Genomic DNA, 21516 nt, shown 5'->3' with positions numbered 1-21516 from the left:
ATAATTGTTAAATGGATTAGCGACGGAAGCTCAGGCCCAGGAAGTATTCGCGGTCCACGGAGTGCGTCACGGGCAGGTGGGTGCCGAAGTCGAGCTGCACGTTGTCGCTCACGTCGAGTTGGAAACCCGTGTTCACGGAGCTGCGCCACGACGCCTGGCGCACGTCCCAGTAGCCCACCAGCTCCGCAAATGCCTGCACCGCTTTCGTGAACTGGTAGTCGGTGGTGAAGGTGGGCGTGAGCTGGAGGTAGCGGCTTTGGCCGTCGCGGTCCCAGTACACTTCGGCGGCGAGCTGGCCGCCGATGCTCCAGGGCTTGGTGATTTGAAACACGGCGGGCAGCACGGCCCCGTACTCCACGGCTCCGTCGCCGCGGGGGCCCCCGGTGGGCAGTGTCACATAGCCAATCAGGCCCAGGGCCCAGCGGCTGTCGTCGTCGCCCACCAGCGTGTGCTTGAGGCGCAGCGTCACGTCGCCGAAGCCCCGGTACAATTCGTCCTGGCTGGGGTCGGCGTCGTCGGCGTTGTGGGTGTAGGTATACGAATCGACGCCGAGCTGCAGGTCGGTGCGGTCGCTCAGGCCAACCTTGCCCAGCGCGTGGTTCACGTACCAGTCGTGGCCGTGGGCGGTGCTTTCGCGGCGGGTCAGCAGGCGCAGGGCGTCGGTTTCGTACTGCAAGTGGCCCGCGTCCACCGAGTACGGGCTTTCAGTGATGCCGGGGCGGTCGGGCACCATCGGGCGCATGTATTTTTTGGGCGTGGGGTTGAACAGCGTGTACTTGCTCTTATCGACATTAATGGTGTCGTTCTGCAAGTTTTTTTGGGCGGCGGCCGGGCCAGCCAGGGCCAGGCTCAAGCCCAGACAGGCGTAGAAACGGGGCATTGAACAGGTATTAAATTTGCCCTGCATACGCAGCGCGGGCCCCGGCGGCCGAGGCCCTCGAAACGGCACCACCAGCAGCGCGCTCAGGTTGCGGCCGAAGCTATGGATGCCCAGGCGGCCGGTGGGCGCGGCGCGGTAGTACTCGAAGTGTTTCAGGCGCTTGGGGCGGGCCCGGCAGGCCGCGTCGAACAGGCCACCGGCTTACCGCGCCAACCCAACTGGCCCAGCCGGATGTTGCTCACGCGCCGGGGCCCTACCCCACCGCTGTCTGCCAGAGCAGGTACACGTTCAAAACCAGGATGATGCCCGACACAACCCAAGCGGTAACCTGCACCGCGGGGCGGTTGGCAAACACGCCCATTTTCAGCTTGTCGCCGGTGAAGAGTACCAGCGGCACCACCGCGAAGCTGAGCTGCAACGAGAGGACGACCTGGCTGAGCACCAGCAGCTGCCCGGTGCCCCGCTCGCCGTACAAGATGGTGACAATCAGGGCGGGTACCACCGCGATGAGCCGCGTGATGAGGCGCCGCACCCAGGGCTTGAGCTTGAGGTCGAGGAAGCCTTCCATCACAATCTGGCCGGCCAGCGTGCCGGTCAGGGTCGAGTTCTGGCCCGAAGCCAGCAGGGCCACGGCAAACAGCGCCGAGGCCGCGCCCGCGCCCAGCACCGGCGTGAGCAGCTTGTGGGCGTCGGCGATGTCGGCCACGTTGTCGTGGCCCTTGCCGTGGAAGGTGGCGGCGGCCACCACCAGGATGGCCGCGTTCACGAAAAACGCCAGGAACAGCGCCACCGTCGAGTCGATGGTGGCGAACTTAATGGCCGTGCGCTTGGCGGTTTCGTCGGGCCCGAAAGCCCGGGTTTGCACGATGCTGGAGTGCAGGTACAGGTTGTGGGGCATCACGGTGGCCCCCAGGATGCCGATGGCCACGTAGAGCGTGCCGGGGCTGGTCACGATTTCGGGGCGGGGCAGCAGCCCCCCGGCCAGGGCCCGCCAGTCGGGGTGCGAGGCGATGATTTCGTAGAGAAAACAGAAAAAAATCAGCAGAATCAAGCCCCCAACCAGGCTTTCGATGAGCCGAAAACCCTTGTGCTGAAAAAACAGCACCACCAGCACGTCCAACGTGGTGAGCACCACGCCCCAGGCCAGCGGCAGGCCGAAGAGCAGGTTGAGCGCGATGGCCGAGCCGATGACCTCGGCCAGGTCGCAGGCGGCGATGGCGATTTCGCACATCGCCCACAGCCCCAGGCTCACGGGGCGCGAGTAGTGGTCGCGGCAGGCCTGGGCCAGGTCGCGGCCCGTTGCTATGCCCAGCTTGGCGGCCAAGTGCTGCAAAAACATGGCGAATCCGCTGGAAATCAGCACCACCGATAGTAGCGTGTAGCCGTAGCGGGCCCCGCCGGCCAGGTCGGTGGCCCAGTTGCCGGGGTCCATGTAGCCCACGGCCACCAGCAGGCCGGGGCCCCAATAGGCCCGGAACTTGCGCCAGAACGAGGCCCCCGCTTCGGGCACCGCAATGCTGCCGAATACCTCGCTCAGCGAGTTGGCGCGGCGGGCGTGCCGCCAGCCCGGCGGCGCAGGAGCGGGGGCAACGGGCGGCGACAAGGGAGCGGTGGCAGACACAGAAAGCCGGTTATTAAGACAGAACAAAGATAAGGTAATTTTTAGACTAATCTAAAAATTTATTATTCATCGTCTAAAATACGACTGCCTTGCCGGAAAGTTTCGGCCCGCGCGGTACCGGCGGAGCCCGGGGGCCCGACCTTTGCCGCCCCCGTTGCCCGCCCATGCCCCCCCTTGCCCAAACCAAAACCCGCCTCGGCCTGCTTTCCCTCGCGGTGAGCGTGGTGCTGGTGGCCGTCAAGTTCTACGCCTACCACCTCACCCGCTCGCAGGTGGTGCTGACCGACGCGCTGGAGAGCATCATCAACATTTTCACCAGCGGCTTCGCCCTGTACAGCCTGTACCTGGCCGGCCTGCCCAAAGACGAAAACCACCCCTACGGCCACGGCAAAATCGAACACCTGTCGGTGGGCTTCGAGGGGGCCCTGATTTTCATTGCCGGGGCCTACATCCTGTACTCGGCCACGGGCAGCCTGCTGCACCCGCACCCGGTGGCCCGGCCCGACTGGGGCGTGGCGCTGCTGGCGGCCACGGCGGCGGCCAACCTGGGGCTGGGCCTGTACCTGGTGCGCCAGGGCAAGGCGCTGCACTCGGTGGCCCTGGTGGGCGACGGCCAGCACCTGTACATCGACGCCCTGACGTCCATCGTGTCGGCGGCGGCGCTGGTGCTGGTGGCGGCCACCGGCGTGCTGCGCCTCGACGGCGGCGCGGCGCTGCTGCTGGGCGGCTTCATTTTGGCCAACGGCGGGCGCATGGTGGGCCGCTCGGTATCGGGCCTGATGGACGAAACCGACACGGCCGTGGTCACGGAGGTCATCGCCGAGCTGCAGGCCCACCGCCGGGCCCCCTGGATTGATGTGCACAACCTGCGGGTGCAGCGCTACGGGGCCAACCTGCACATCGACTGCCACATGCAGATGCCCTACTACTTCAGCCTGGAGCACGTGCACACCGAGCTGCACGACATCGAGGAGCTGATTCGGGAGAAGTTTGCGGTGGAAGTGGAGATGTTCGTCCACGCCGACCCCTGCACGTTTGCCGCCTGCTCGCTCTGCCGCATGGCCGACTGCCCGGTGCGCGTGCACCCCTTTGAGCACGAGGTGGCGTGGGACCTGCACAACGCCGTGCGCAACGAGCGGCACCGGCTGTAAAACAGTCATTTTATGAGCGGCGGAAGGACGTTTCACGCGCCCAAAGGCTAGTAGCAGCCAACTATTTACGGTACGTTTGCAACCGAACCGGTCACCAACGGCTCTTGTGCTACAACCTTTCCACTTCTTCATGAAAATCTACTTTTACGCCGCCTTCCCCGCTTTACTGGCGGCGCTAGGCCACGCACCCGGGGCCCAGGCCCAGGTTGAACGCGCGACGCCGCAGGAAGCCATAGCCCCCACGCCGGCCCCGGCGCGGCCCTTTCAGGTCGCCTACCTGCGCCTCGGCCTCGGCACGACCTTCGACGCGGCCAAATTTTACCGCTGCACCCGCCTTGCTGTGGAATACGCCCCGATGCTGACGCGCCAGGTGGGCCTGGCCGGGCGCTTGGTGGGGGTGGCCGGCAAGCCCGCGGCCACGGGCCTCTACGGGCCTTGGGTGGACCAGCTGCCGAACCAGAACTACAGAGCCAGCCACGCGGAGGGCGAAGTGCTGTTCTACCCTTTTGGCAATGCTAAACGGGTGCGCTTTGCGGTCGGAGCCGGCGGCTTCGCTGGCTACTACAAGAAAAATGATTTTGATTTTGTGAACGTGGTAGAAGGTCGCGTTGTCGACTACCGCCTGGCCTCGTACCAAGGATTCTACGGTGGCTACCTGGGCTCGATTAACCTGGACGTGGCCCTGGGCCAACAGCAGCGCTGGCTGGTGGGCCTGAAAATAGCCCAGCAAAAGGGCACCGGCGGCGTAACCGACGTGCCCTCCGAGACCCTCACGCTGGCCCGCCGCCTCTGAGCGGCCACGGAGCCGGGCAGCATTGCGCGTGTTGAGCCGGTGGCTGCGCTTTCCACTTGAGCCAACTTCCACCCCTCCCCCTACTCCACGCTCAGCGGCCGGGTGGCGGTGCCGGTGGCCGTGGCCACGGCCACCAGGTAGCTGCCGGCGGGCAGGCCGCTCAGGTCGAGGGTGGCGGTGAGGCCGGCCACGGCCTGCTCGCGCAGGCGGCGGCCCAGCAGGTCGCAAATGGTGACGTGGGCCCCCGGGGCGGGCAGGCGCAGGGTGGCCTGCTGGCGGGCCGGGTTGGGGAAGAGGTCGAAGCGGACGGCCGCCGCGTTGCGGGTGGCGGTGGGCATGTAGGCCAGGTTTTCAAGCACCAGGATGCGGTCGTCGGCGGGGGCGGGGGTGCCGCGGCCGTCGCGGTTGCTGGTGCCCACGTACACCCGGCCCTGGGGCGAGACGCACAGGCTGCGCAGCCGGCCAAAGCCCGTCAGGAACTCGTTGCGGGCCGTAATGGCCTGGCCAGCAGCGTCCAGGGGCAGCTGCACGAGGCGGCTGCCGCCCAGGGCCGCCACCAGCAGGCTGCCGCGCCAGCCCGGAATGGCGGGATGGTCGTAGTACTGGAGGGCGGCCGGGGCGATGGTGGGCGTCCAGGTGGTGAGGGGCTCGCGCACGTTGTTGGCCGCGCAAAAAGCCAGTTCGGCGGGCAGGTTGCAGTAGCCTTCCACGGTGGGCCAGCCGTAGTTGCGGCCCGCCTCGATCTTGTTGATTTCGTCGTCGTTGTTGGGGCCGTGCTCCGAGCTGTAGAGGCGGCCGTTGGCCAGCTGCACCAGGCCCTGGGGGTTGCGGTGGCCGAAGGTGTAGAGGTAGCTGCCGGGCGTGGGGTTGTCGGCCGGCACGGTGCCGTCGAGGTTCAGGCGCAGGATTTTGCCGTTGAGGGAAGCACGGCTCTGGGCTTCGGGCTGCTGCTGGGCGTCGCCGGTGGTCATCAGCAGGGTGCGGTCGGGCAGGACGAGCAGGCGCGAGCCGCTGTGGGTGGTGGTGGCCCCGATGCCGCCCAGCAGCACCAGCGGGGCGTCGAGGGTGCCGGCGCTGGCCGAGTACGTGAAGCGCACGAGCTTCTCCTTCAGGGCCCCCTGGTCGGTGTAGTTGTACACCACGTACACGTAGGGCTGGGCGGCAAAGTCGGGGTGCAGGGCCAGGCCCAGCAGGCCGCTTTCGGTGTTCTGCGTCACGTCGGCAATGGTGAGCAGCGGCAGCACCGCGCCGGTGGCGGGGTTGATGCGGCTGATGCGCCCGGCCCGCTCGGTGGCCCAGAGAAAATCGTCGGGCCCCCAAACCAGCTCCCAGACGGTGGCCAAGTTGGGCGTCAGGGCCGACACCGTAACCGTGGTGGTGCCCACCGTGAAGGTGCCCACCACCGGGGCCTGGGCGCGGGCGGCGAGCAGGCCACCGGCCAGCCCCGCGGTGAGCAGAAGTTTTTTCATCCTGCAATAATAGCAAATATTATCACAATAATTATTTACCCGTCAGACATATAGGCTAGCTTAATTATAGACACACTTTAGGACAGGCAAATGACGTTGGCTTCAAAACGAAGTAGTCTAGCGACTTTTCCATCGTTGGACCCCTGTTAATTACTGCTCGGAATTGCTGTTCAATCGCCGGCGTAACTCGCCAGCGAGAAAAGTCGCCCGACCATCCTCAACTGCTAACCACGGCTCCGGCACCACAAGCTATTTTGCCGGGCTGGTCCACTTGCTGTCGCGCACGCGGAAGCGCCAGGGCAGCCCCGCCGCTTCGGGGCCCGCGTAGGCCAGGCCCACGCGGGCGCTGGCCCACACGTCGGCACCGGCCACCGTTTCGCCGTGGTCCTCGAACCAGAGCACCTCGCCGTCGAGGGCCGTGCCGCTGAGGGCCGGGGTGATGCCCAGGGCCTGGGTGAGCACGCCGGGGCCGGCGGTGAGGGCCCGCGCGGGGGCCCCCAGGCCGCGGCGGCGCAGCATCTCGTCGAGGCCCACCAGCGGCTCGATGGCCCGAATCAGCACCGTGTCGGGGTGGGCCGCGTCGTGGGTGGCAATGTTGAACAGCGCGTGGCGGTCGTACACGGTGTAGATGTAGGCACGGCCCCCGGGCGCATACAAGGCGCTGGCCTGCTGCCGTTTGCGTTGCAGGTGCAGGGTCATCGAATGGTCGCCTTCGTGCCGGTAGGACTCGGTTTCGACCACCCGGCCGGCCGTCACCACGCCGTTCAGGTTGGTGTACAGGTGCTTGCCCAGCAGCTCGCGGGCAATTTGCAGCACGTCGGGCCGCTGGTAAAACGCCAAGGGTAGCTTCATGCCCGGCAGTACGGGCCGCGGGCCCCCGGCGGCCGTACTGCCGGGCCAGACCGCAGCGCGAGCTTTGCAGCTCGCGGCGCTCACTTTGTCCTGCCGGTTACCGTTCGGCGACCGGGCGGCGACGCGAACTACAAAGTTCGCGCTACGGCTTAGCCCACCAACTTGTTGGCCACCAGGTATTCGGCGATTTGTACGGCGTTGGTGGCCGCGCCTTTGCGCAGGTTGTCGGCCACTACCCACAGGTTGAGGGTGCAGCCCTGGGTTTCGTCGCGGCGCAGGCGGCCCACCAGCACGGCGTCGCGGCCGTGGCTGTCTTTGGGCATGGGGTAAAGGTTTTGGCTGGGCTCGTCCACCAGCTCCACGCCGGCGGTGTGGCGCAGGATGGCCCGCACCTCGGCCAGGGCAAACTCCTGGCGGAACTGCACGTTCACGGCCTCCGAGTGGCCGCCCATCACGGGGATGCGCACGCAGGTAGCCGTGACCTGGATGCTGTTGTCGCCCATAATTTTCTTGGTTTCGTGCACCATTTTCATCTCCTCTTTGGTGTAGCCGTTCTCCTCGAACACGTCGATGTGGGGCAGCACGTTCAGGTCGATGGGGTGCGGGTAGGCGGGGTTGCTGGCCACCCGGCCGGCGCGCTCCTCCAGAAGCTGGTCCACGGCTTTTTTGCCGGTGCCGGTCACGCTCTGGTAGGTGCTCACCACGATGCGGTGGATGCCGTAGGCCTTGTGCAAGTCGTTCAGGGCCACCACCATCTGAATGGTCGAGCAGTTGGGGTTGGCAATGATTTTGTCATCCGCCGTGAGGGTGCTGGCGTTGATTTCGGGCACCACGAGCTTCTTGGTGGGGTCCATGCGCCAAGCCGAGGAGTTGTCGACCACGGTGGTGCCCGCGGCGGCGAAGCGCGGGGCGTGCTCTTTCGACACCGAGCCGCCGGCCGAGAAAATGGCAATGGCGGGCCGGGCCGCGATGGCGTCGTCCATGCTCACCACGGGGTAATCTTTACCTTGAAAATGCACCAGCTGGCCCACCGATTTGGCCGAGGCCACGGGCAGCAGTTCGGTGAGGGGGAAGTGGCGCTCGGCCAGCACTTTCAACAGCTCGGTGCCCACCAGGCCGGTGGCACCCACAATGGCAAGTTTCATGGAGGTAATCAGGGATGAAAGCGCGGGCGCGGGGCCCGGGCGGCGGCAAGTGTCGCCGGAGTAGGGGTAACTTGGGAGCAAAGAAAACCCTTCCGGCGCGTTAATGAAGCAACTGCTACTTTTTCTCCTCTTGTTGCCACTCACGGGCCGCGCCCAGCTGCGCGACGACTTCACCGACGGCAACTTCACCCAGAACCCCACCTGGACGGGCACGGCCAGCGCCTTCACCGTGAATGCCCAGCTGCAATTGCAAAGCAACGGGGCGGCCGTAACCGGCACCCGCCTCCAGCTGGCCGCGCCCTGCCGCGCCAGCACCGGCACCACCTGGGAATTCTGGGCCAACCTGCGCCTGGCCACCAGCGCCAGCAACCTGGCCGACGTGTGGCTGATGGCCTCGGGGCCCGACCTGGGCAACGCCGCCACCAGCGGCTACTTCGTGCGCCTGGGCGGCACCGCCGACAACCTCACCCTGTTCCGCAAAGACTCGGCAAAGACGGCCGTGGCAATCATCACGGGGCAGGCCAACACGCTGGCCAGCAGCACCAACAACCTGGTGCGCGTGCGCGTGACGCGCAGCACCGCCAGCCGCTGGACGCTGGAGCGCGACCTGGCCGGAGGCCGCAGCTTCGTGGCCGACGGGGCCCCGGCCACCGACGCCGCCTATCAGCGCAGCGCCGCCGCGGGCGTGGCCCTGCTGTACTCGTCGGCCAACGGCAAGAGCTTTTACTTCGACGATTTCAGCGTGGTGGACGCCACCCCGCCCCTGCTGCTGCGGGCCACGCCGCTCGATGCCCGCCGGGTCGAGGCCGTATTTAACGAGGCCGTGGACCCGGCCACGGGGGCCCGGGCGGCCAGCTACCGCCTGCAAGGCGGGGCCGCGCCGGTGGCGGCCGAGATTCTGGCCAGCAACCCGGCCGTGGTGCGCCTCACCTTTGGGGCCGATTTGGCGGCGGCCAACGTGCTGGAGGCGCGGCAGGTAGCCGACCTGTTCGGCAACGTAGCCGCGGGGCCGCTGGCGGCCAGCTTCGCGGGGCTGCCGGTGGCCCCGGGGTTTGGCGACTTGGTTATCACGGAGATACTGGCCGACGAAACGCCGGTGGTGGGCCTGCCCGAATCGGAGTTTGTGGAGATTTTCAACCGCTCGGCCACCCAAACCCTTAGCCTGCGCGGGGTGCGGCTGGGCAAGACGGGCACCGCCGCCCAGGCCTTTTTCCCTGATACGGCGCGGCTGCTACCGGGCCAGTATGCGGTGGTGTGCGGCAGCACCCGGGCGGCGCAGTTTGCGCCGTTCGGCAAGGTGTACGGGCTCACCAACTTCCCCGCCCTGAGCAACGGCGGCGACCAGCTGGTGCTGCGGGGGCCGGCCGGCCGGGTGCTGTTCGAGGTGACGTATTCCGACGCCTGGTACCGCGACGCCCGCAAGCAGGCCGGCGGCTGGAGCCTGGAAATGATTGACGCCAATAACCTCTGCGCCGGGGCCGATAACTGGACCGCCAGCCCCGACCCCAGCGGCGGCACCCCCGGCCGCGCCAACGCCGCCCGGGGCCCCCGCCCCGACACCGCGCCTCCTACCTTGCTCCGCGCCGTGGCCGTGGACGCCCGCACCATCCGCCTGTTTTTCTCCGAGAAGCTCGACAGCGCCGCCGCGGCCAACCCCGCCCGCTACGCCCTGGGGGCCCCCGCGCCCGCCGTGGCCCGCGCCGCCCCCGTGGGCCCCGATTTCCGGGTGGTGGACCTGACGCTCGCCGGGGCCCTCGCGCCCAGCCGGCCCACTACTTTAACCGTGCAAGCCGCCACCGACTGCGCCGGCAACGCCAGCGGCCCGCTGCAAGCCGCCGAGTTTGCCCTGCCCGAGGCCGCCGCGCCCGGCGATGTGGTGGTGAACGAATTGCTGTTTAACCCGCGCGTGGGGGCCGTGCGCTTCATCGAACTACTGAACCGCAGCCAGAAATACGTTGATATAAAGGGTTTTCAAGTGGGCGATGGCGGGGCCGGGCTGCCCATCAGTCCGGGGCCCTACGTGCTGGCCCCGGGGCAGCTGGTGGCCCTAACGACCAGCCCAGCCACGGTGCAGGCGCAGTACCCCACCAGCGCCGACGCGGCCGCACTGCTGGCCGTGGGGGCCCTGCCCACCTGGCCCGACGACGCCGGCCTGGCCACGGTGCTGGATGCCGGCGGCCGCGAAATCGACCGCTTCGCCTACAATAAAGGCCTGCACCTGCCGCTGCTCAGCAGCCAGGACGGCGTGTCGCTGGAGCGCATCCGGGCGCAGGGGCCCAGCCTGGGCAGCAACTTCCACTCGGCGGCCGGCGCCGTGGGCTACGCCACGCCCGGCCGCCCCAACTCACAGGCCCAGGACGCGCCCGGCGGTGGCCAGGAACTGACCGTGACGCCCGAAGTCTTCACCCCCGACGACGACGGCCAGCAGGACTTCACCACCCTCAACTACCAGCTCGACCAGCCCGGCTACGTGGGCTCCGTGACGGTGTACGACGCCGTGGGCCGCCTCACCCGCCGCCTGCTGCGCAACGAAAGCCTGGCCACCGCTGGCTTCGTGCCCTGGGACGGCCTCGACGACGGGGGCCGCAAGGCGGCCGTGGGGTACTACATTCTGCACGTCGAGCTGTTTCGGCCGGCCAGTGGCGAACGGCGCGAGTACAAGAAAACGGTGGTGCTGGGGGCCCGGTTTTAGCGGGCTGGGTACTTGGCGACCATCTAAGTTTCAAGCAAAAAAAATGGTCATGCTGAGCGCAGCCGAAGCACCTCTACCGCTAACAATCATAATCGATTAAATTACTGCCGCAGCAGAGATGCTTCGGCTGCGCTCAGCATGACCGTTCTTTTCTTTGCCCCACCCAGCGTTACGGCCGCCATTTAAACGACTTGTCGTCGATGGCCCGCATGGTGCAGAGCACGCCGTTCAGGTGGTCGTATTCGTGCTGCAACAGTTCGGATAGGCCGCCCGTCATGTGCCAGGTCTGCGGCTGCCAGTTTTCGTCCAGGTAGTCGATGGTCAGGTGCGCGTGCCGCTTCACTTTAACCAGTAAATTGGGGAAGCTCATGCAGTCGTCCCACAGTTCGAACAGCTCGTCGCTCAGTTCGCGGAGTTCGGGGTTGATGAAGACCACGGGCCGGTCGATGTTCAGGTAAATCAGCCGCTTCATGATGCCCAGCTGCGGGGCGGCAATGGCCCGGCCGAACTGGTACCGGGCCCGTATTTCCTCCATGACGCGGTGCAAATCGGCCACCCAGCCCGCCACCAAGGGCCGCTCGGCGGGCAAAACCGGCGCGCACGTTTCGTAGAGGCGCGGGTCGCCCAGCTGGAGCAAATCGGCTAGTGTTTTCATGAATTTTAGTGGTCGCCGGCGCTGATTTCGCCCTGCTGCGGTCAATTTAGCCCCCGGCGAAGCGAATGCCGGACTGCTCCCCCTCGGAACCCGTTCTGGTGAGCAAAGCCTGGCCCGGCGTCCAGGCTATTTCCGCGCACCTTTTAAACCCCGCTCCTCGGCCCGCATCTTACCGGCATGGACACCACCCAGCAACTCCAGCACTTGTATTGGCGCGCCGGCTTCGGGCCCCGGCCCCAGGACGTGGCCGCCGGCCTCAGCCCCCGCAAGGCCCTGCGCCAATTGCTGCGCGACTCGGAAACCTTCGTGCCGCTCGACGCGCCCGCCATGCACTTCACCGACCCGATGGGCGCGGTGATGGCCGTGGCCCCTACGCCGCCCGTGCCCGCCCCGGCCAGGAACCCGGTGCCCACCGGCATGGTCACCACCCCCGACCAGGCCACGGCCACCATGAGCGGCCGCCCCGCCGAAGCCGCCCCGCCGGCCCCCGTGGCCGCGCTGCCCGCCCGCCAGCCCTACCGCATGGGCCCCGGCGGGGTGCCCCGGCTGCGCCGCGCCGACCTCACGCCCGAGCAGCGCAAGATGCAGAACCAGGGCTTGCGCGAGGCGTTCGTCAACATCTCGACGGCCTGGATGGACCGCATGGCCACCTCGCCAGCCCAGCTGCGCGAGAAGATGACGCTGTTCTGGCACGGCCACTTTGCCTGCCGGGTGCGCCAGCCGGGCCCCGCCCTCAGCCTGCACAACACCACCCGCCAGCACGCGCTGGGCAAGTTCCCCGACCTGCTGCTGGCCGTGAGCCAAGAGCCGGCCATGCTCGAATTCCTCAACAACCGCCAGAACCACAAGGGCCACGCCAACGAAAACTTCGCCCGCGAAGTGATGGAGCTCTTCACGCTGGGCCGCGGCAACTACTCGGAGCAGGACGTGAAGGAGGCCGCCCGCGCCTTCACCGGCTGGAGCTACGACGGGCAGGGCAATTTCAAGTTCCGGCCCCTGGACCACGACGAGGGCCCCAAAACCTTCCTCGGCCGCACCGGCAACCTGCGGGGCGAAGACGTATTGGCCATCATCCTGGAGCAGCCGGCGGCGGCGACCTTCCTCACCACCAAGCTCTACCGCTTTTTTGTGAACGACACGCCCGACCCGGCCCGCATTGCGCCGCTGGCCGACGCATTTCGGCGGAGCGGCTACGACATCCAGGACCTGCTGGAGCGCATGTTTTCGGCCGACTGGTTTTACGACCCGGCCAACGTGGGCACCCACCTCAAGAGCCCGGTGGAGCTGCTGGCCGGCATCCGCCGCACCTTGGGCGTAAAGCTCGACAACGAACGGCCGCTGCTGGGCTACCAGAAGGCCTTGGGCCAGACGCTGTTCGAGCCGCCGAACGTGGCCGGCTGGCCCGGCGGCCGCAACTGGATCGACTCGTCGTCGCTGCTGCTGCGCCTGCAAATCCCGGCCATCCTCTTCAAAAACGCCGACTTCGCCGTGGCCCTCAAGCAGGATGAGAACGACATCGCCCCCAACCTCACCCGCGCCGACCGCACGGTGAAGCCCACCGCCGGGGCCCACCTGCCGCTGGGGCCCCTGCAACAGCTGCTGGGGGCCACGCCCGCCCCGGCCCAGCCCGCCCGCCTCAGCGAGTTCCTGCTCCAAACGCCCATCCGGCCCGAAAACCTGGCCCTGGTGCAGCAAGCCGCCGCCCAAAACCCCATCCCCGCCGAGGCCCTGCGCAACACGCTCATCAGCCTGATGAGCCTGCCGGAATACCAGCTCTCGTGAGGGCCCGCCTGGCCCGGGCTGCCGGCTTCTCGCCGGCTGCCCGGTGACCGCTGCATCGTATGAGCCGCCCCCCGGATTCTCTGGGGCCCCCATGCGCCACCCAACGATTCAACAATTAGCGGGCAGCCGGCGAAAAAGCCGGCAGCCCGCCCCCTCTACCTCCGCCCCGCTTTTATAACTATCCCAACTATGCAACGCCGCGAATTCCTCCAGACCTCGATCCTCGCCAGCACGCTGCTGTTTGTGCCCAAGATGCTCCACGCCCTCGACCGGGGCCCCGGGCTGGCCCGGCTGGCCGACGCGCCGGGGGCCCGCCGCCTTATTGTGGTGCAGCTCGGCGGCGGCAACGACGGCCTGAATACCGTCATCCCGTACCAGAACGACCTGTACTACCAGGCCCGGCCCACGCTGGGCATCAAGGAATCGGAGGGGATTTTGGCCTTGGATAAGGGGCTGGGCTTCCACCCGGCGCTGAAGGGCTTCAAGAGTCTCTACGACCAGGGCTACCTGGCCGTGCTCAACAGCGTGGGCTACCCCAACCCCGACCGCTCGCACTTCCGCTCGATGGACATCTGGCAGACCGGCTCGGGCAGCGCCCAGAACCTGAGCACCGGCTGGCTCGGCCGCTACCTCGACTCGGGGGCCCCCGGCTGCCAAAACCCCTACAATGCGCTGGAAGTGGACGACACCCTGAGCCTGGCTATGAAGGGCACCCAGCGCAAAGGCCTGGCGTTCAAGAACCCCGACAAGCTCCACCAGCTCACCCAGAACCGCCTGCTGAGCCAGGTGAGCCGCGAAACGGGTTCCGACCACCACCACGCCCAGGTGGATTACCTCTACCAAACGCTGGCCGAAACGGCCTCGTCGGCCGACTACCTCTACGACAAGTCGAAGGTGTACAAATCGGCCGGGGCCTACCCCAACTCGGAGTTCGGCAAAAACCTGAAAACCACCGCCGAGCTGATTAACTCCGGTGTGGAGTCGCGGGTGTACTACGTGGCCCTCAACGGCTTCGATACCCACGTGCGCCAGCACGAGCAGCAGCAAAAGCTCTTCACCGACCTCGGCGACGGCCTGGCCGCCCTGGCTGACGACCTGCAAAAGAACGGCCAGTGGGCTAACACGCTGGTGCTGGTATTCTCCGAGTTTGGCCGCCGCGTGGGCCAGAACGCCAGCAACGGCACCGACCACGGTACCGCCAACCCGGTCTTTCTCATCGGCGGCAGCCTCCAGCAAAAAGGCGTCCTCAACGACGCCCCCGACCTGGCCAACCTCGACCAGGGCGACCTGCGCCACCAAATTGATTTCCGCGGCATCTACGCCACCGTCCTCAAAGACTGGCTCGGCGCCGACGACACGAGCATTCTGGGGACAGATTTTGAGCGGATGCGGGGGTTGGTGTAGGGCAAGCAATGATTGAATGGGAGAATGGTGGAATGGGAGAATGCCTGTTAGCCAAAAGCCTCATTCTCCCATTCCACCATTCCCCATTCAATCAAAGCAGTCCCTTAATCCACCCGCCGTCCACCGGGGTGGAGGTGGCGGTGATGTAGCTGGCGCGCGCCGAGCACAGAAACGCGGCCAGGGCCCCAAACTCGCGCGGCTCGCCGAGGCGGCGCATGGGGATTTCGTTTTCCCAGCGGGCCTGGGCCTCGGCGGTCGCGATGCCGTCGCGGGTGGCAATGGCCTGGGCCAGGTTTTCGACGCGGGCGGTGCGGGTGTAGCCGGGCAGGATGTTGTTCACGGTGATGCCGAACGGCGCCACTTCGGTGGCCAGCGTGCGCGCCATGCCCGTCACGGCCGCCCGCAAGCTGTTGGACAGCATCAGGTTATCCACCGGCTGCTTCACGCTGATGGACGTGATGTTGAGGATGCGCCCCCAGCCCGCGGCCTTCATGCCGGGCAGCACGGCCCGCGTCAGCTCCACCACGCTGGTGAGCAGCAGGCGCGTAGCGGCGTCCCACATTTCGGGCGTGAGGCCGTCGAACCCGCCGGCCGGGGGGCCCCCGGCGTTGGTCACCAGCACGTCGACGCGGCCGAAGCGGGCCAGCGCGGCGGCCACCACCGCGGCGGGAGCCCCGGGCGCGGCCAGGTCGGCGGGCACGGCCAGCACCGGCACGCCGCTGGCGGCTTCGATGGCGGCCGCCGTGGCCCGTAGCTCGTCTTCGCCGCGGGCGCAGAGCACCAGCGAAGCGCCTTCGGCGGCCAGCTCTTCGGCCACGGCGCGGCCCAGGCCCTTGCTGGCGGCGGCCACCAGCGCAATTTTGCCTTTTAAGCCTAAGTCCATAATTTACAGATGGTTATCGCAGGTAGGCATCGGTTTTATCGATCCAATCCTGGCGGGGCGGGCTGAAGATGTCCACGTCGAGCGTGTCTTCCAGGGCCTCGGCCGAGTGCGGCACGTTGGACGGAATGTGCAGCACCTCACCAGCGCGCACGACGATTTCTTGGGCTTGGTCGTCGCCGAGGTGGAAGCGCAGGGCCCCTTCGAGGATGTAGGTAATCTGCTCGTTTTCGTGGTGGTGCTTGGGCACCAAGGCCCCCTTTTTGAGGTACACGTGGGCGAGCATCGTCTTATCGCCGGTGATGAAGCGGCGCGAAATCAAGTCCGTCATGCGCTCCTCGGGCATGTCGTCCCAGCGGTAGTGGGTCACCTGGTCAGTGGTCATGGCAACAGCAAGTTGGTAAGTAACAGAATGGGCCCGCCGCGCCCCGGTCCGTGGAGGACTGGGGCGCGGCGGGCCGAAAGTAGTGCAAATAGTTGCGGGGCCCCGGCCTTGTTTACAGGGGGAAATTGAAGCCGAAGGCGTAGATGGCCTGGGCCGAGCTGAATATGTGCGTCACGCGGCCCACCTTGTCGGGGCCGATGCGCGTGAACGTATAGTCGGCAACGGCCCCTTGCAGGTCGCCTTGCAGGAAAAAGTGCTTGTAAATGTCAAACCGCAGGCCGGCGCTGCCGCCAAACACCATGCCCTGGTAATGGAAAGGGTCTTTCTGGTAGGCCCCGTAGATGGTGGAGATGGTGTACGTAATCATGGGCCCCAGGCCCACCTTGCCGATGGCGCTGAGCTGCAAGTGCCTGCCTACCAATAGCTTGCGGCGCTTCACCAGGTTCACCATCAGGTAGTTGTTGCCGTTGGTGTGCTGGAGGTGCACAAAATCGGGCGTCACCAGCGTGTCTTTGTCGATGTAGTGGCCCCGGAGGTTGCCGCGCACGTGAATCACCTGGTTGTCGTCCACCACGTACTTCAAGTGGTTCCAGCTCACCTCGATGCCCAGGTCGTGCTGGTCGTTGAACATGTAGCCCAGCGTGGCGTCGTACTGCGGCACGGTCAGGGAGTTGAACTTCCAGAAATCGCTCATGCTGGGGTGGTCGCTGGCATGGGCGTTCACGAGCGTGAAGTCGTAGTTATCGGTCGTGGTGTTAATAAAGTGAATGTCCGAGCGCGAGTACCAGTCGCGGTTGTAGCCCCAACTGAAGTAGAGCGTGCCGCGGTGCTTGGCGCTGGGCGGCAGCAGGGTGGTGGCATTGGCCGGGGCCGGGGCGTCGGGGGTAGGGGGCATGCCCGTCTGGGCCCACGCCGGCGCAGTGCCGCCCAACAGCAGGGCGGCCAGCAAGTAGCGAAGTTTCATCAAAAACGGAATAGGATAGAAAATCCGGCGCGGCCCAGCAGCGGAGCCCGACGGCTGATAAATTTCGGCCCAAAGATAAGCGCGCCCGTGCCTATGGCCGGGGTTTTTTAGCCTTAACCACTAATGAATTGGGCCACGCCGCTAAGCGTGAACCGTGATACCGGCCAGGCCAGCGGCTTTTGCCAGGGCGGCGACCACGCCGCGCTCGACGTCGGCCACGGCCACCCGGATGTTTCTCTCGATCGGCGGGAGCTGCCCCCCGCCGGCCGCCGGCTGGTAGCAGGCCGAGTAGCCCACCCCGGCCAGCTGCGCCAAATAAAGGAAATAGTCGGGCGCGTAGTCGGGCGCGAAAATCTCGAACAGGTGGGCCCCCGGCTGGCACCAGATGATGTTTGAAAACGAGGCCCCGTGGGGCCCCACGATGAACGACGCATGGTGGTAAAGAGTCAGCTGCTCGGCCAAGGTGCGCGGTTTATCTTCCATTACGGTGAACCCGTACTTTCCCAGCATGGCCACCAGCTCGGCCTCGTTCTCGATGCGGCGGCGGCCCGCCCGACTGACGTAGAGGCGGGCGTGTTTTTCGGCCGGCTCCTGGATGAGGGGGGCCAAGCAGTTGCGCAGCAGCTCCACATCCGTTGGGCTGGGGTAGTAGAAGTCCCCGTTATTGGCCAGTAGGCAGGTGGCCGCCCGCACGTTGTACAAGCGGCTGTCGCGGATGCACTCGGGTCGAAAGCCCATCACCGCCAAGAACTCTTGCTCATACGAGGTGCCCAGCAACGGGTAGGCCACGGTGGTTTCGGCAAACGACTGCTCCGGCATCGCCTGCTGGATGCGGCACAGCTTGGCCGCGAGCATAAATAAGAAGTCGTAGTACCCCCAAATGAAAACGGGGTCTTGGTAGTGGGCGAAGGGAGCTACCAGCACATCGGCCACTAGCACGGACCGTTTTTCCAGCCGAAAACTGTCGCGGATAACCTCGTCCGTGTGGTAATCGGTGCACAGCACATTTTCACCCATTTGTACGCCGCCGTTGCGCAGCAGGCGGGCCGGGGGCCCGCCCGCGCAGTACCAGGCATGGCCCGGCTGGATGCTGACTGTCCTGCCGGGAAAACGGCATTGAGTGGGGTCCACGGCGTCGTACACAGCCGGCAGCGCCGCTTGCTCGGCGGGCTGACACAGCCGCGCATAGGGTGCCAGGTAAGCCGTGGTTTGCATTTTAGTAAGAAAGCGGCGTCCAGCCAGCCGGGCGATGCGCACAAAAGTCTCTTTACCAACTGTTTTGAAGTAAGTAACAAGTTTTCCCATGAGCTAACTTGGTGATGGTTTTCACCCTTTCCCAGCACGACTCACTGCTGCGGCCTGGTCCGTAAAGGAGCGTCACAAAGCTATAAAGCAGGTAATTACTTTGTTTATTTTTTAATCCTGGTTTTTTTAACCTCCTCCCTTGCAGAAGCCATAACCGCCGCGGCACCGGGTCGAAGATCTCAACCAATTAGCCCCGGCAACCTGTCCCGATTTGTTCCCTTTCAAACACTGCGTTGGCCAAGGCCAACATTGCTCGGCGAGTTTCGGCGGGCTGCTCCAGGTGCGCGAGGCGGCCTGTTCTTCGGGAACAGGGCCGTGCTCAGGGCAAGCACACCAAGTCGCCGAAGGGCGCGGCTACGTCGTGCCGGCCAACTGCTAATCAGAAATAATAAGCCGACGCGGGCTAGCGCGTTGGCATGGCCAGGGCGGCTTTTGCCAGGGCGGCGACCACGCCGCGCTCGACGTCGGCCACGGCCACCCGGATGTTTCTCTCGATCGGCGGGAGCTGCCCCCCGCCGGCCGCCGGCTGGCAGCAGGCCGAGTAGCCCACCCCGGCCAGCTGCGCCAGGTAGAGGAAGAAATCGGGCGCGTAGTCGGGCGCGAAAATCTCGAACAGGTGGGCCCCCGGCTGGCACCAGATGATGTTTGAAAACGAGGCCCCGTGGGGCCCCACGATGAACGACGCCCGGTGGTAAAGAGTCAGCTGCTCGGCCAAGGTGCGCGGCCGGTCCTCCATCACGGTGAACCCGTGCCTTTCCAGCATGGCCACTAACTCGGCCTCGTTCTCGATGCGGCGGCGGCCCGCCCGACTGACGTAGAGGCGGATGCGTTTTTCGGCCGGCTCCTGGACGAGGGGGGCCAGAGCGTTGCGCAGCAACTCCACATCCTTGGGGCTGGGATAATACCACGAGCCGGCGTTGGCTAGCAGGCAGTTCGCGGACTGCACGTTGTACAAGCGGCTGTCGAGCACGTGCGCAGGCGAAAACCCCAGCAAGGATAAAAATTCCCGCTCGTAAGTCGTTCCAAAGAGCGGGTAGGCCACCACGGCGTCGGAAAACGCCAGCTCTGGCACCGCCTGCGCCATGCGACATAGCTTGGCCGCAATTAAAAACATGAAATCGTAATACCCCCAAATAAAAACGGGGTCCAGGTAATGGCTAAACGGGGCCACCAGTGCCCTGGCTTCCACCACTGTCCGTTTTTTAATTTTAAGGCTGTCTTTCAGTACATGATCCGTGAAATAATCGGTACAGAGTACGTTGCCGTCGAGCCACACGCTCCCATTGCGCAGCAGCGCGGCGGGCGGCTTGCCGTCCCGGGTGTGGTACCACGCGCGGCACGGGCGGGTCGCCGCGTCTTTGCGCTGGAAGATGCACTGGCCCGGGTCCACCGCGTCGTACACATCGGGAAGCTCAAACAGTTCGGCGGGCCGGTGCACCCGCTCGTGGGGCTTCAGGTAAGCCACGGTCTGCGCCTTGGTAAGCAGGTGGAAGCCGGCCAGGCGGGCGAATTGCTTCACAAGCCCCTTGGCTTCGTTTTTCAGTGCTGTAACCAAGCGATTCATCGGCGTAGCCAGAAATGGTTTTGGATTTTCCTGTGTTCGCTGCCTCCCGCCCCTACCAGGCGTTTCCACGACTCATTTGCTAGAAATTGGCACTTTGCACCAGTAATTTATAAGCAATATAATAATATTTATGAATTTAAAATGTTTAGAAGATTGTGCAAGGGTTTATAAAACGTCTGGTCCTTCTGGCGTCCATGCGTAAAAGCAGGATGGTAGAGCAAGTTTTTGAATAGATTTATACCTTGTCTTGTTGGCTTCATTCATCACTTCTTGCCCATTGCCGTTCCCTTGGGCCAGCCGGGGGCAACGGCACTGGGCCATTGCACGGCTACTGCGTAAGTACTTCGGTACCGGCAGCAGCTCGACATTGCTGTGAGCAAACGCCTGTAAACAATTTTTATTCTCAAACGCCGCCCGCCAGCTCAAACGCCAGCGCCACCCGGCCGGGTGGCGCTGGCGTTTGAGCTGGCGGGCGGCCAACAAGCCAGTGGCCTCCGCATCTTGCCGCCCCCGAAGACCGCGGCCAAGGCCCTGGTGAACGCCGCCGCCACGGCCCAGGACTACCTGCGCGCCCACCTGCCCAATTGGCAACCCGGTACGCCCGACCCGCGGGCCGGGGCCGGCCAGGTTGCTAAAGTGGTGTTGGCCCTGAATTTTACCGCGGCTCCTGCGGCCCAGCCCTATGCCTACGCCGACCAGCAGCCGGTATTTGCCGAAATGCCAACCTCAGAAAAGGCCCGCGCTGAACCCAAGCCTGTTTATTCTACCCGGGACTTGATAAGCCAGGTTCAGCGGCAAACCCGCTACCCCAGGGCCGCCCTGGTCAACCAAGAGATGGGCGTGGCATACGTGTACTTTGAAGTGACCGAAACCGGGGCCATCGAGCAAATGCAAGTGGTGGGTCCCGCCAGTCCATCGCTCGACGAGGAAACCCTGCGCGTGCTCAGGACGATGCCCGCCGCCGCGTCGCCCGCGCTGCTGCGCGGCCAGCCGGTGCGCGTATACTACGTGCTGCCCATCACGTTCCGGATTCAATAATCACCCCCCAAACACCGCGCTGGCCAGGGCCAGCACCGCCCGGCGGGTCTCGTCGGGCTGCTCCAGGTAGGCCAGGTGGCCGCTGCCTTCCAGGAACAGGGCGGCGGCCGTGGCGGGCAGCGCCGCTTGGCGCACCGAGTCGTCGAAGGGCACGGCCACGTCGTGCTTGCCGGCCACGGCCAGGACCGGGAAAGCGGCGCGGGCCAGCACGGCGCTGCGGTCGGGGCGGGCGGCCATGCCGCGCAGGGCCCCGGCGAAGGTGGCGGCCGGCGTGGCCTTGCCGATTTCCTCGAGCAGCTCGCGGGCCTCGGCCAGCCGGTCGCGGTTGGCGGGCGCGAACAGCGGCCGCACGAAGCTGTCCATGAACTTGGCCACGCCGTGGCGCTCCACGAAGCCGATGTTTTTCTCGCGGTTCAGGCGCTTCTCGTCGGTGTCGGGCAGGGCCGTGGAGTTGATGAGGGCCAGGCCGGCCACGCGGCTGGGGTAACGCTCGGCCAGGGCCAGGGCCACGTAGCCGCCCATGCTGTGGGCCACGAGCAGCACCGGGTCGGCGGCGCCCTTGTCGGTGAGGTACTGGGCCACGTAGCGCGCCTGGGCTTCCATGCTGAAATCGGGCACGGGGGCCCGGTTGGTGCCGTGCCCGGGCAGGTTGGGGGCCAGCAGGCGGTAGTGGGCCGGAAAGGACCGGGTGAAATCGGTCCACACCTCGCGGCTTTCGGCAAAGCCGTGGAGGAACACGAGGGTGGGCGGGGAAGTAGCGGGAGCGGCCATACCGGCAAATGTAAACGCCGGGCCCGCTGCCACGTTTGGGGCCGGTGGCCGGCGCACGGGGCCGGAAACTGGCCGTGCGGGGCAGTTGGAAATAATATTTCCGCCAACGCTACCGGCCCTTTCGGGGCCCATCCGGGGGCCCCGGCCCAGGCAGCAAGCACATTA

18 protein-coding genes are annotated in these 21516 nt (G+C 65.9%); 6 read left to right on the top strand and 12 right to left on the bottom strand.

Going from position 1 to position 21516, the window contains the following annotated elements:
- Positions 1-16 precede the first annotated feature (16 nt).
- Together HNP98_RS04230 and HNP98_RS04225 are read right to left on the bottom strand one after the other, a co-directional pair.
- Positions 17-880, bottom strand: a complete 864-nt coding sequence (locus tag HNP98_RS04230) for a transporter (RefSeq protein WP_173808806.1) — start codon at positions 878-880, stop codon at positions 17-19.
- 253 nt (positions 881-1133) lie between these two features.
- Positions 1134-2501: an Nramp family divalent metal transporter gene (locus tag HNP98_RS04225; RefSeq protein WP_380266612.1), complete on the bottom strand. Its 1368-nt coding sequence runs from the start codon at positions 2499-2501 to the stop codon at positions 1134-1136.
- Positions 2502-2665: 164 nt separating this feature from the next.
- Here HNP98_RS04225 and HNP98_RS04220 point away from each other — a divergent pair, with 164 nt between their 5' ends.
- Positions 2666-3652 (top strand): cation diffusion facilitator family transporter, encoded by a 987-nt coding sequence (locus HNP98_RS04220; RefSeq protein WP_173808805.1) that lies wholly within the window; start codon positions 2666-2668, stop codon positions 3650-3652.
- A gap of 130 nt (positions 3653-3782) precedes the next feature.
- Complete coding sequence (locus tag HNP98_RS04215; protein WP_173808804.1) at positions 3783-4445, top strand: hypothetical protein; 663 nt, start codon at positions 3783-3785, stop codon at positions 4443-4445.
- An 80-nt stretch (positions 4446-4525) separates the two neighbouring features.
- Here HNP98_RS04215 and HNP98_RS04210 read toward each other — a convergent pair whose 3' ends face one another.
- From HNP98_RS04210 to HNP98_RS04200, 3 genes are all read right to left on the bottom strand, one after another.
- The gene (locus tag HNP98_RS04210) at positions 4526-5914 is read right to left on the bottom strand and encodes a PQQ-dependent sugar dehydrogenase (RefSeq protein ID WP_173808803.1); all 1389 of its coding nucleotides are present in this window, start codon (positions 5912-5914) and stop codon (positions 4526-4528) included.
- A gap of 249 nt (positions 5915-6163) precedes the next feature.
- Complete coding sequence (locus tag HNP98_RS04205; RefSeq protein WP_173808802.1) at positions 6164-6766, bottom strand: DNA-3-methyladenine glycosylase; 603 nt, start codon at positions 6764-6766, stop codon at positions 6164-6166.
- 149 nt (positions 6767-6915) lie between these two features.
- A complete protein-coding gene (locus HNP98_RS04200) occupies positions 6916-7911 on the bottom strand; it encodes an aspartate-semialdehyde dehydrogenase (RefSeq protein ID WP_173808801.1) in 996 nt (331 codons plus the stop codon).
- Between the two features lie 130 nt (positions 7912-8041).
- Here HNP98_RS04200 and HNP98_RS04195 point away from each other — a divergent pair, with 130 nt between their 5' ends.
- Positions 8042-10603 (top strand): lamin tail domain-containing protein, encoded by a 2562-nt coding sequence (locus HNP98_RS04195; protein ID WP_173808800.1) that lies wholly within the window; start codon positions 8042-8044, stop codon positions 10601-10603.
- 169 nt (positions 10604-10772) lie between these two features.
- Here the strand turns inward: HNP98_RS04195 and HNP98_RS04190 are convergent, their stop codons facing one another.
- The gene (locus HNP98_RS04190) at positions 10773-11258 is read right to left on the bottom strand and encodes a peptide deformylase (RefSeq protein ID WP_173808799.1); all 486 of its coding nucleotides are present in this window, start codon (positions 11256-11258) and stop codon (positions 10773-10775) included.
- A 177-nt stretch (positions 11259-11435) separates the two neighbouring features.
- On the opposite strand from HNP98_RS04190, the gene HNP98_RS04185 reads away from it, so the two are divergent.
- Together HNP98_RS04185 and HNP98_RS04180 are read left to right on the top strand one after the other, a co-directional pair.
- A complete protein-coding gene (locus HNP98_RS04185; protein ID WP_173808798.1) occupies positions 11436-13040 on the top strand; it encodes a DUF1800 domain-containing protein in 1605 nt (534 codons plus the stop codon).
- Positions 13041-13229: 189 nt separating this feature from the next.
- Positions 13230-14444, top strand: a complete 1215-nt coding sequence (locus HNP98_RS04180; RefSeq protein ID WP_173808797.1) for a DUF1501 domain-containing protein — start codon at positions 13230-13232, stop codon at positions 14442-14444.
- 91 nt (positions 14445-14535) lie between these two features.
- Here HNP98_RS04180 and HNP98_RS04175 read toward each other — a convergent pair whose 3' ends face one another.
- From HNP98_RS04175 to HNP98_RS04155, 5 genes are all read right to left on the bottom strand, one after another.
- Complete coding sequence (locus HNP98_RS04175) at positions 14536-15327, bottom strand: SDR family oxidoreductase (protein WP_173808796.1); 792 nt, start codon at positions 15325-15327, stop codon at positions 14536-14538.
- 13 nt (positions 15328-15340) lie between these two features.
- Positions 15341-15709 (bottom strand): cupin domain-containing protein, encoded by a 369-nt coding sequence (locus tag HNP98_RS04170; RefSeq protein WP_173808795.1) that lies wholly within the window; start codon positions 15707-15709, stop codon positions 15341-15343.
- Positions 15710-15821: 112 nt separating this feature from the next.
- Positions 15822-16673, bottom strand: coding sequence for a hypothetical protein (locus HNP98_RS04165; protein ID WP_246274966.1), 852 nt, complete (start codon positions 16671-16673; stop codon positions 15822-15824).
- Between the two features lie 141 nt (positions 16674-16814).
- Positions 16815-17888, bottom strand: coding sequence for a glycosyltransferase family 61 protein (locus HNP98_RS04160; RefSeq protein WP_173808794.1), 1074 nt, complete (start codon positions 17886-17888; stop codon positions 16815-16817).
- 493 nt (positions 17889-18381) lie between these two features.
- Positions 18382-19542 (bottom strand): glycosyltransferase family 61 protein, encoded by a 1161-nt coding sequence (locus HNP98_RS04155; RefSeq protein ID WP_173808793.1) that lies wholly within the window; start codon positions 19540-19542, stop codon positions 18382-18384.
- Between the two features lie 501 nt (positions 19543-20043).
- On the opposite strand from HNP98_RS04155, the gene HNP98_RS21505 reads away from it, so the two are divergent.
- Positions 20044-20580: a TonB family protein gene (locus HNP98_RS21505; protein WP_217425648.1), complete on the top strand. Its 537-nt coding sequence runs from the start codon at positions 20044-20046 to the stop codon at positions 20578-20580.
- Here the strand turns inward: HNP98_RS21505 and HNP98_RS04145 are convergent, their stop codons facing one another.
- Entirely contained in the window at positions 20581-21351 is a 771-nt protein-coding gene (locus HNP98_RS04145) for an alpha/beta fold hydrolase (RefSeq protein ID WP_173808792.1), read from the bottom strand.
- Positions 21352-21516: the final 165 nt, after the last annotated feature.

It is taken from the genome of Hymenobacter caeli, assembly GCF_013294115.1.
Lineage (GTDB): Bacteria > Bacteroidota > Bacteroidia > Cytophagales > Hymenobacteraceae > Hymenobacter > Hymenobacter caeli.
This window is presented reverse-complemented; position numbering and strand designations above follow the sequence as displayed.

What these genes read in the sequence shown, in the direction of transcription:
- HNP98_RS04230 (WP_173808806.1), bottom strand. Translation starts at nt 880, where the DNA reads ATGCCCCGTTTCTACGCCTGTCTGGGCTTGAGCCTGGCCCTGGCTGGC.
- HNP98_RS04220 (WP_173808805.1), top strand. Translation starts at nt 2,666, where the DNA reads ATGCCCCCCCTTGCCCAAACCAAAACCCGCCTCGGCCTGCTTTCCCTC.
- HNP98_RS04215 (WP_173808804.1), top strand. Translation starts at nt 3,783, where the DNA reads ATGAAAATCTACTTTTACGCCGCCTTCCCCGCTTTACTGGCGGCGCTA.
- HNP98_RS04210 (WP_173808803.1), bottom strand. Translation starts at nt 5,914, where the DNA reads ATGAAAAAACTTCTGCTCACCGCGGGGCTGGCCGGTGGCCTGCTCGCC.
- HNP98_RS04205 (WP_173808802.1), bottom strand. Translation starts at nt 6,766, where the DNA reads ATGAAGCTACCCTTGGCGTTTTACCAGCGGCCCGACGTGCTGCAAATT.
- HNP98_RS04200 (WP_173808801.1), bottom strand. Translation starts at nt 7,911, where the DNA reads ATGAAACTTGCCATTGTGGGTGCCACCGGCCTGGTGGGCACCGAGCTG.
- HNP98_RS04190 (WP_173808799.1), bottom strand. Translation starts at nt 11,258, where the DNA reads ATGAAAACACTAGCCGATTTGCTCCAGCTGGGCGACCCGCGCCTCTAC.
- HNP98_RS04185 (WP_173808798.1), top strand. Translation starts at nt 11,436, where the DNA reads ATGGACACCACCCAGCAACTCCAGCACTTGTATTGGCGCGCCGGCTTC.
- HNP98_RS04180 (WP_173808797.1), top strand. Translation starts at nt 13,230, where the DNA reads ATGCAACGCCGCGAATTCCTCCAGACCTCGATCCTCGCCAGCACGCTG.
- HNP98_RS04175 (WP_173808796.1), bottom strand. Translation starts at nt 15,327, where the DNA reads ATGGACTTAGGCTTAAAAGGCAAAATTGCGCTGGTGGCCGCCGCCAGC.
- HNP98_RS04170 (WP_173808795.1), bottom strand. Translation starts at nt 15,709, where the DNA reads ATGACCACTGACCAGGTGACCCACTACCGCTGGGACGACATGCCCGAG.
- HNP98_RS04165 (WP_246274966.1), bottom strand. Translation starts at nt 16,673, where the DNA reads ATGAAACTTCGCTACTTGCTGGCCGCCCTGCTGTTGGGCGGCACTGCG.
- HNP98_RS04160 (WP_173808794.1), bottom strand. Translation starts at nt 17,888, where the DNA reads ATGCAAACCACGGCTTACCTGGCACCCTATGCGCGGCTGTGTCAGCCC.
- HNP98_RS04155 (WP_173808793.1), bottom strand. Translation starts at nt 19,542, where the DNA reads ATGAATCGCTTGGTTACAGCACTGAAAAACGAAGCCAAGGGGCTTGTG.
- HNP98_RS04145 (WP_173808792.1), bottom strand. Translation starts at nt 21,351, where the DNA reads ATGGCCGCTCCCGCTACTTCCCCGCCCACCCTCGTGTTCCTCCACGGC.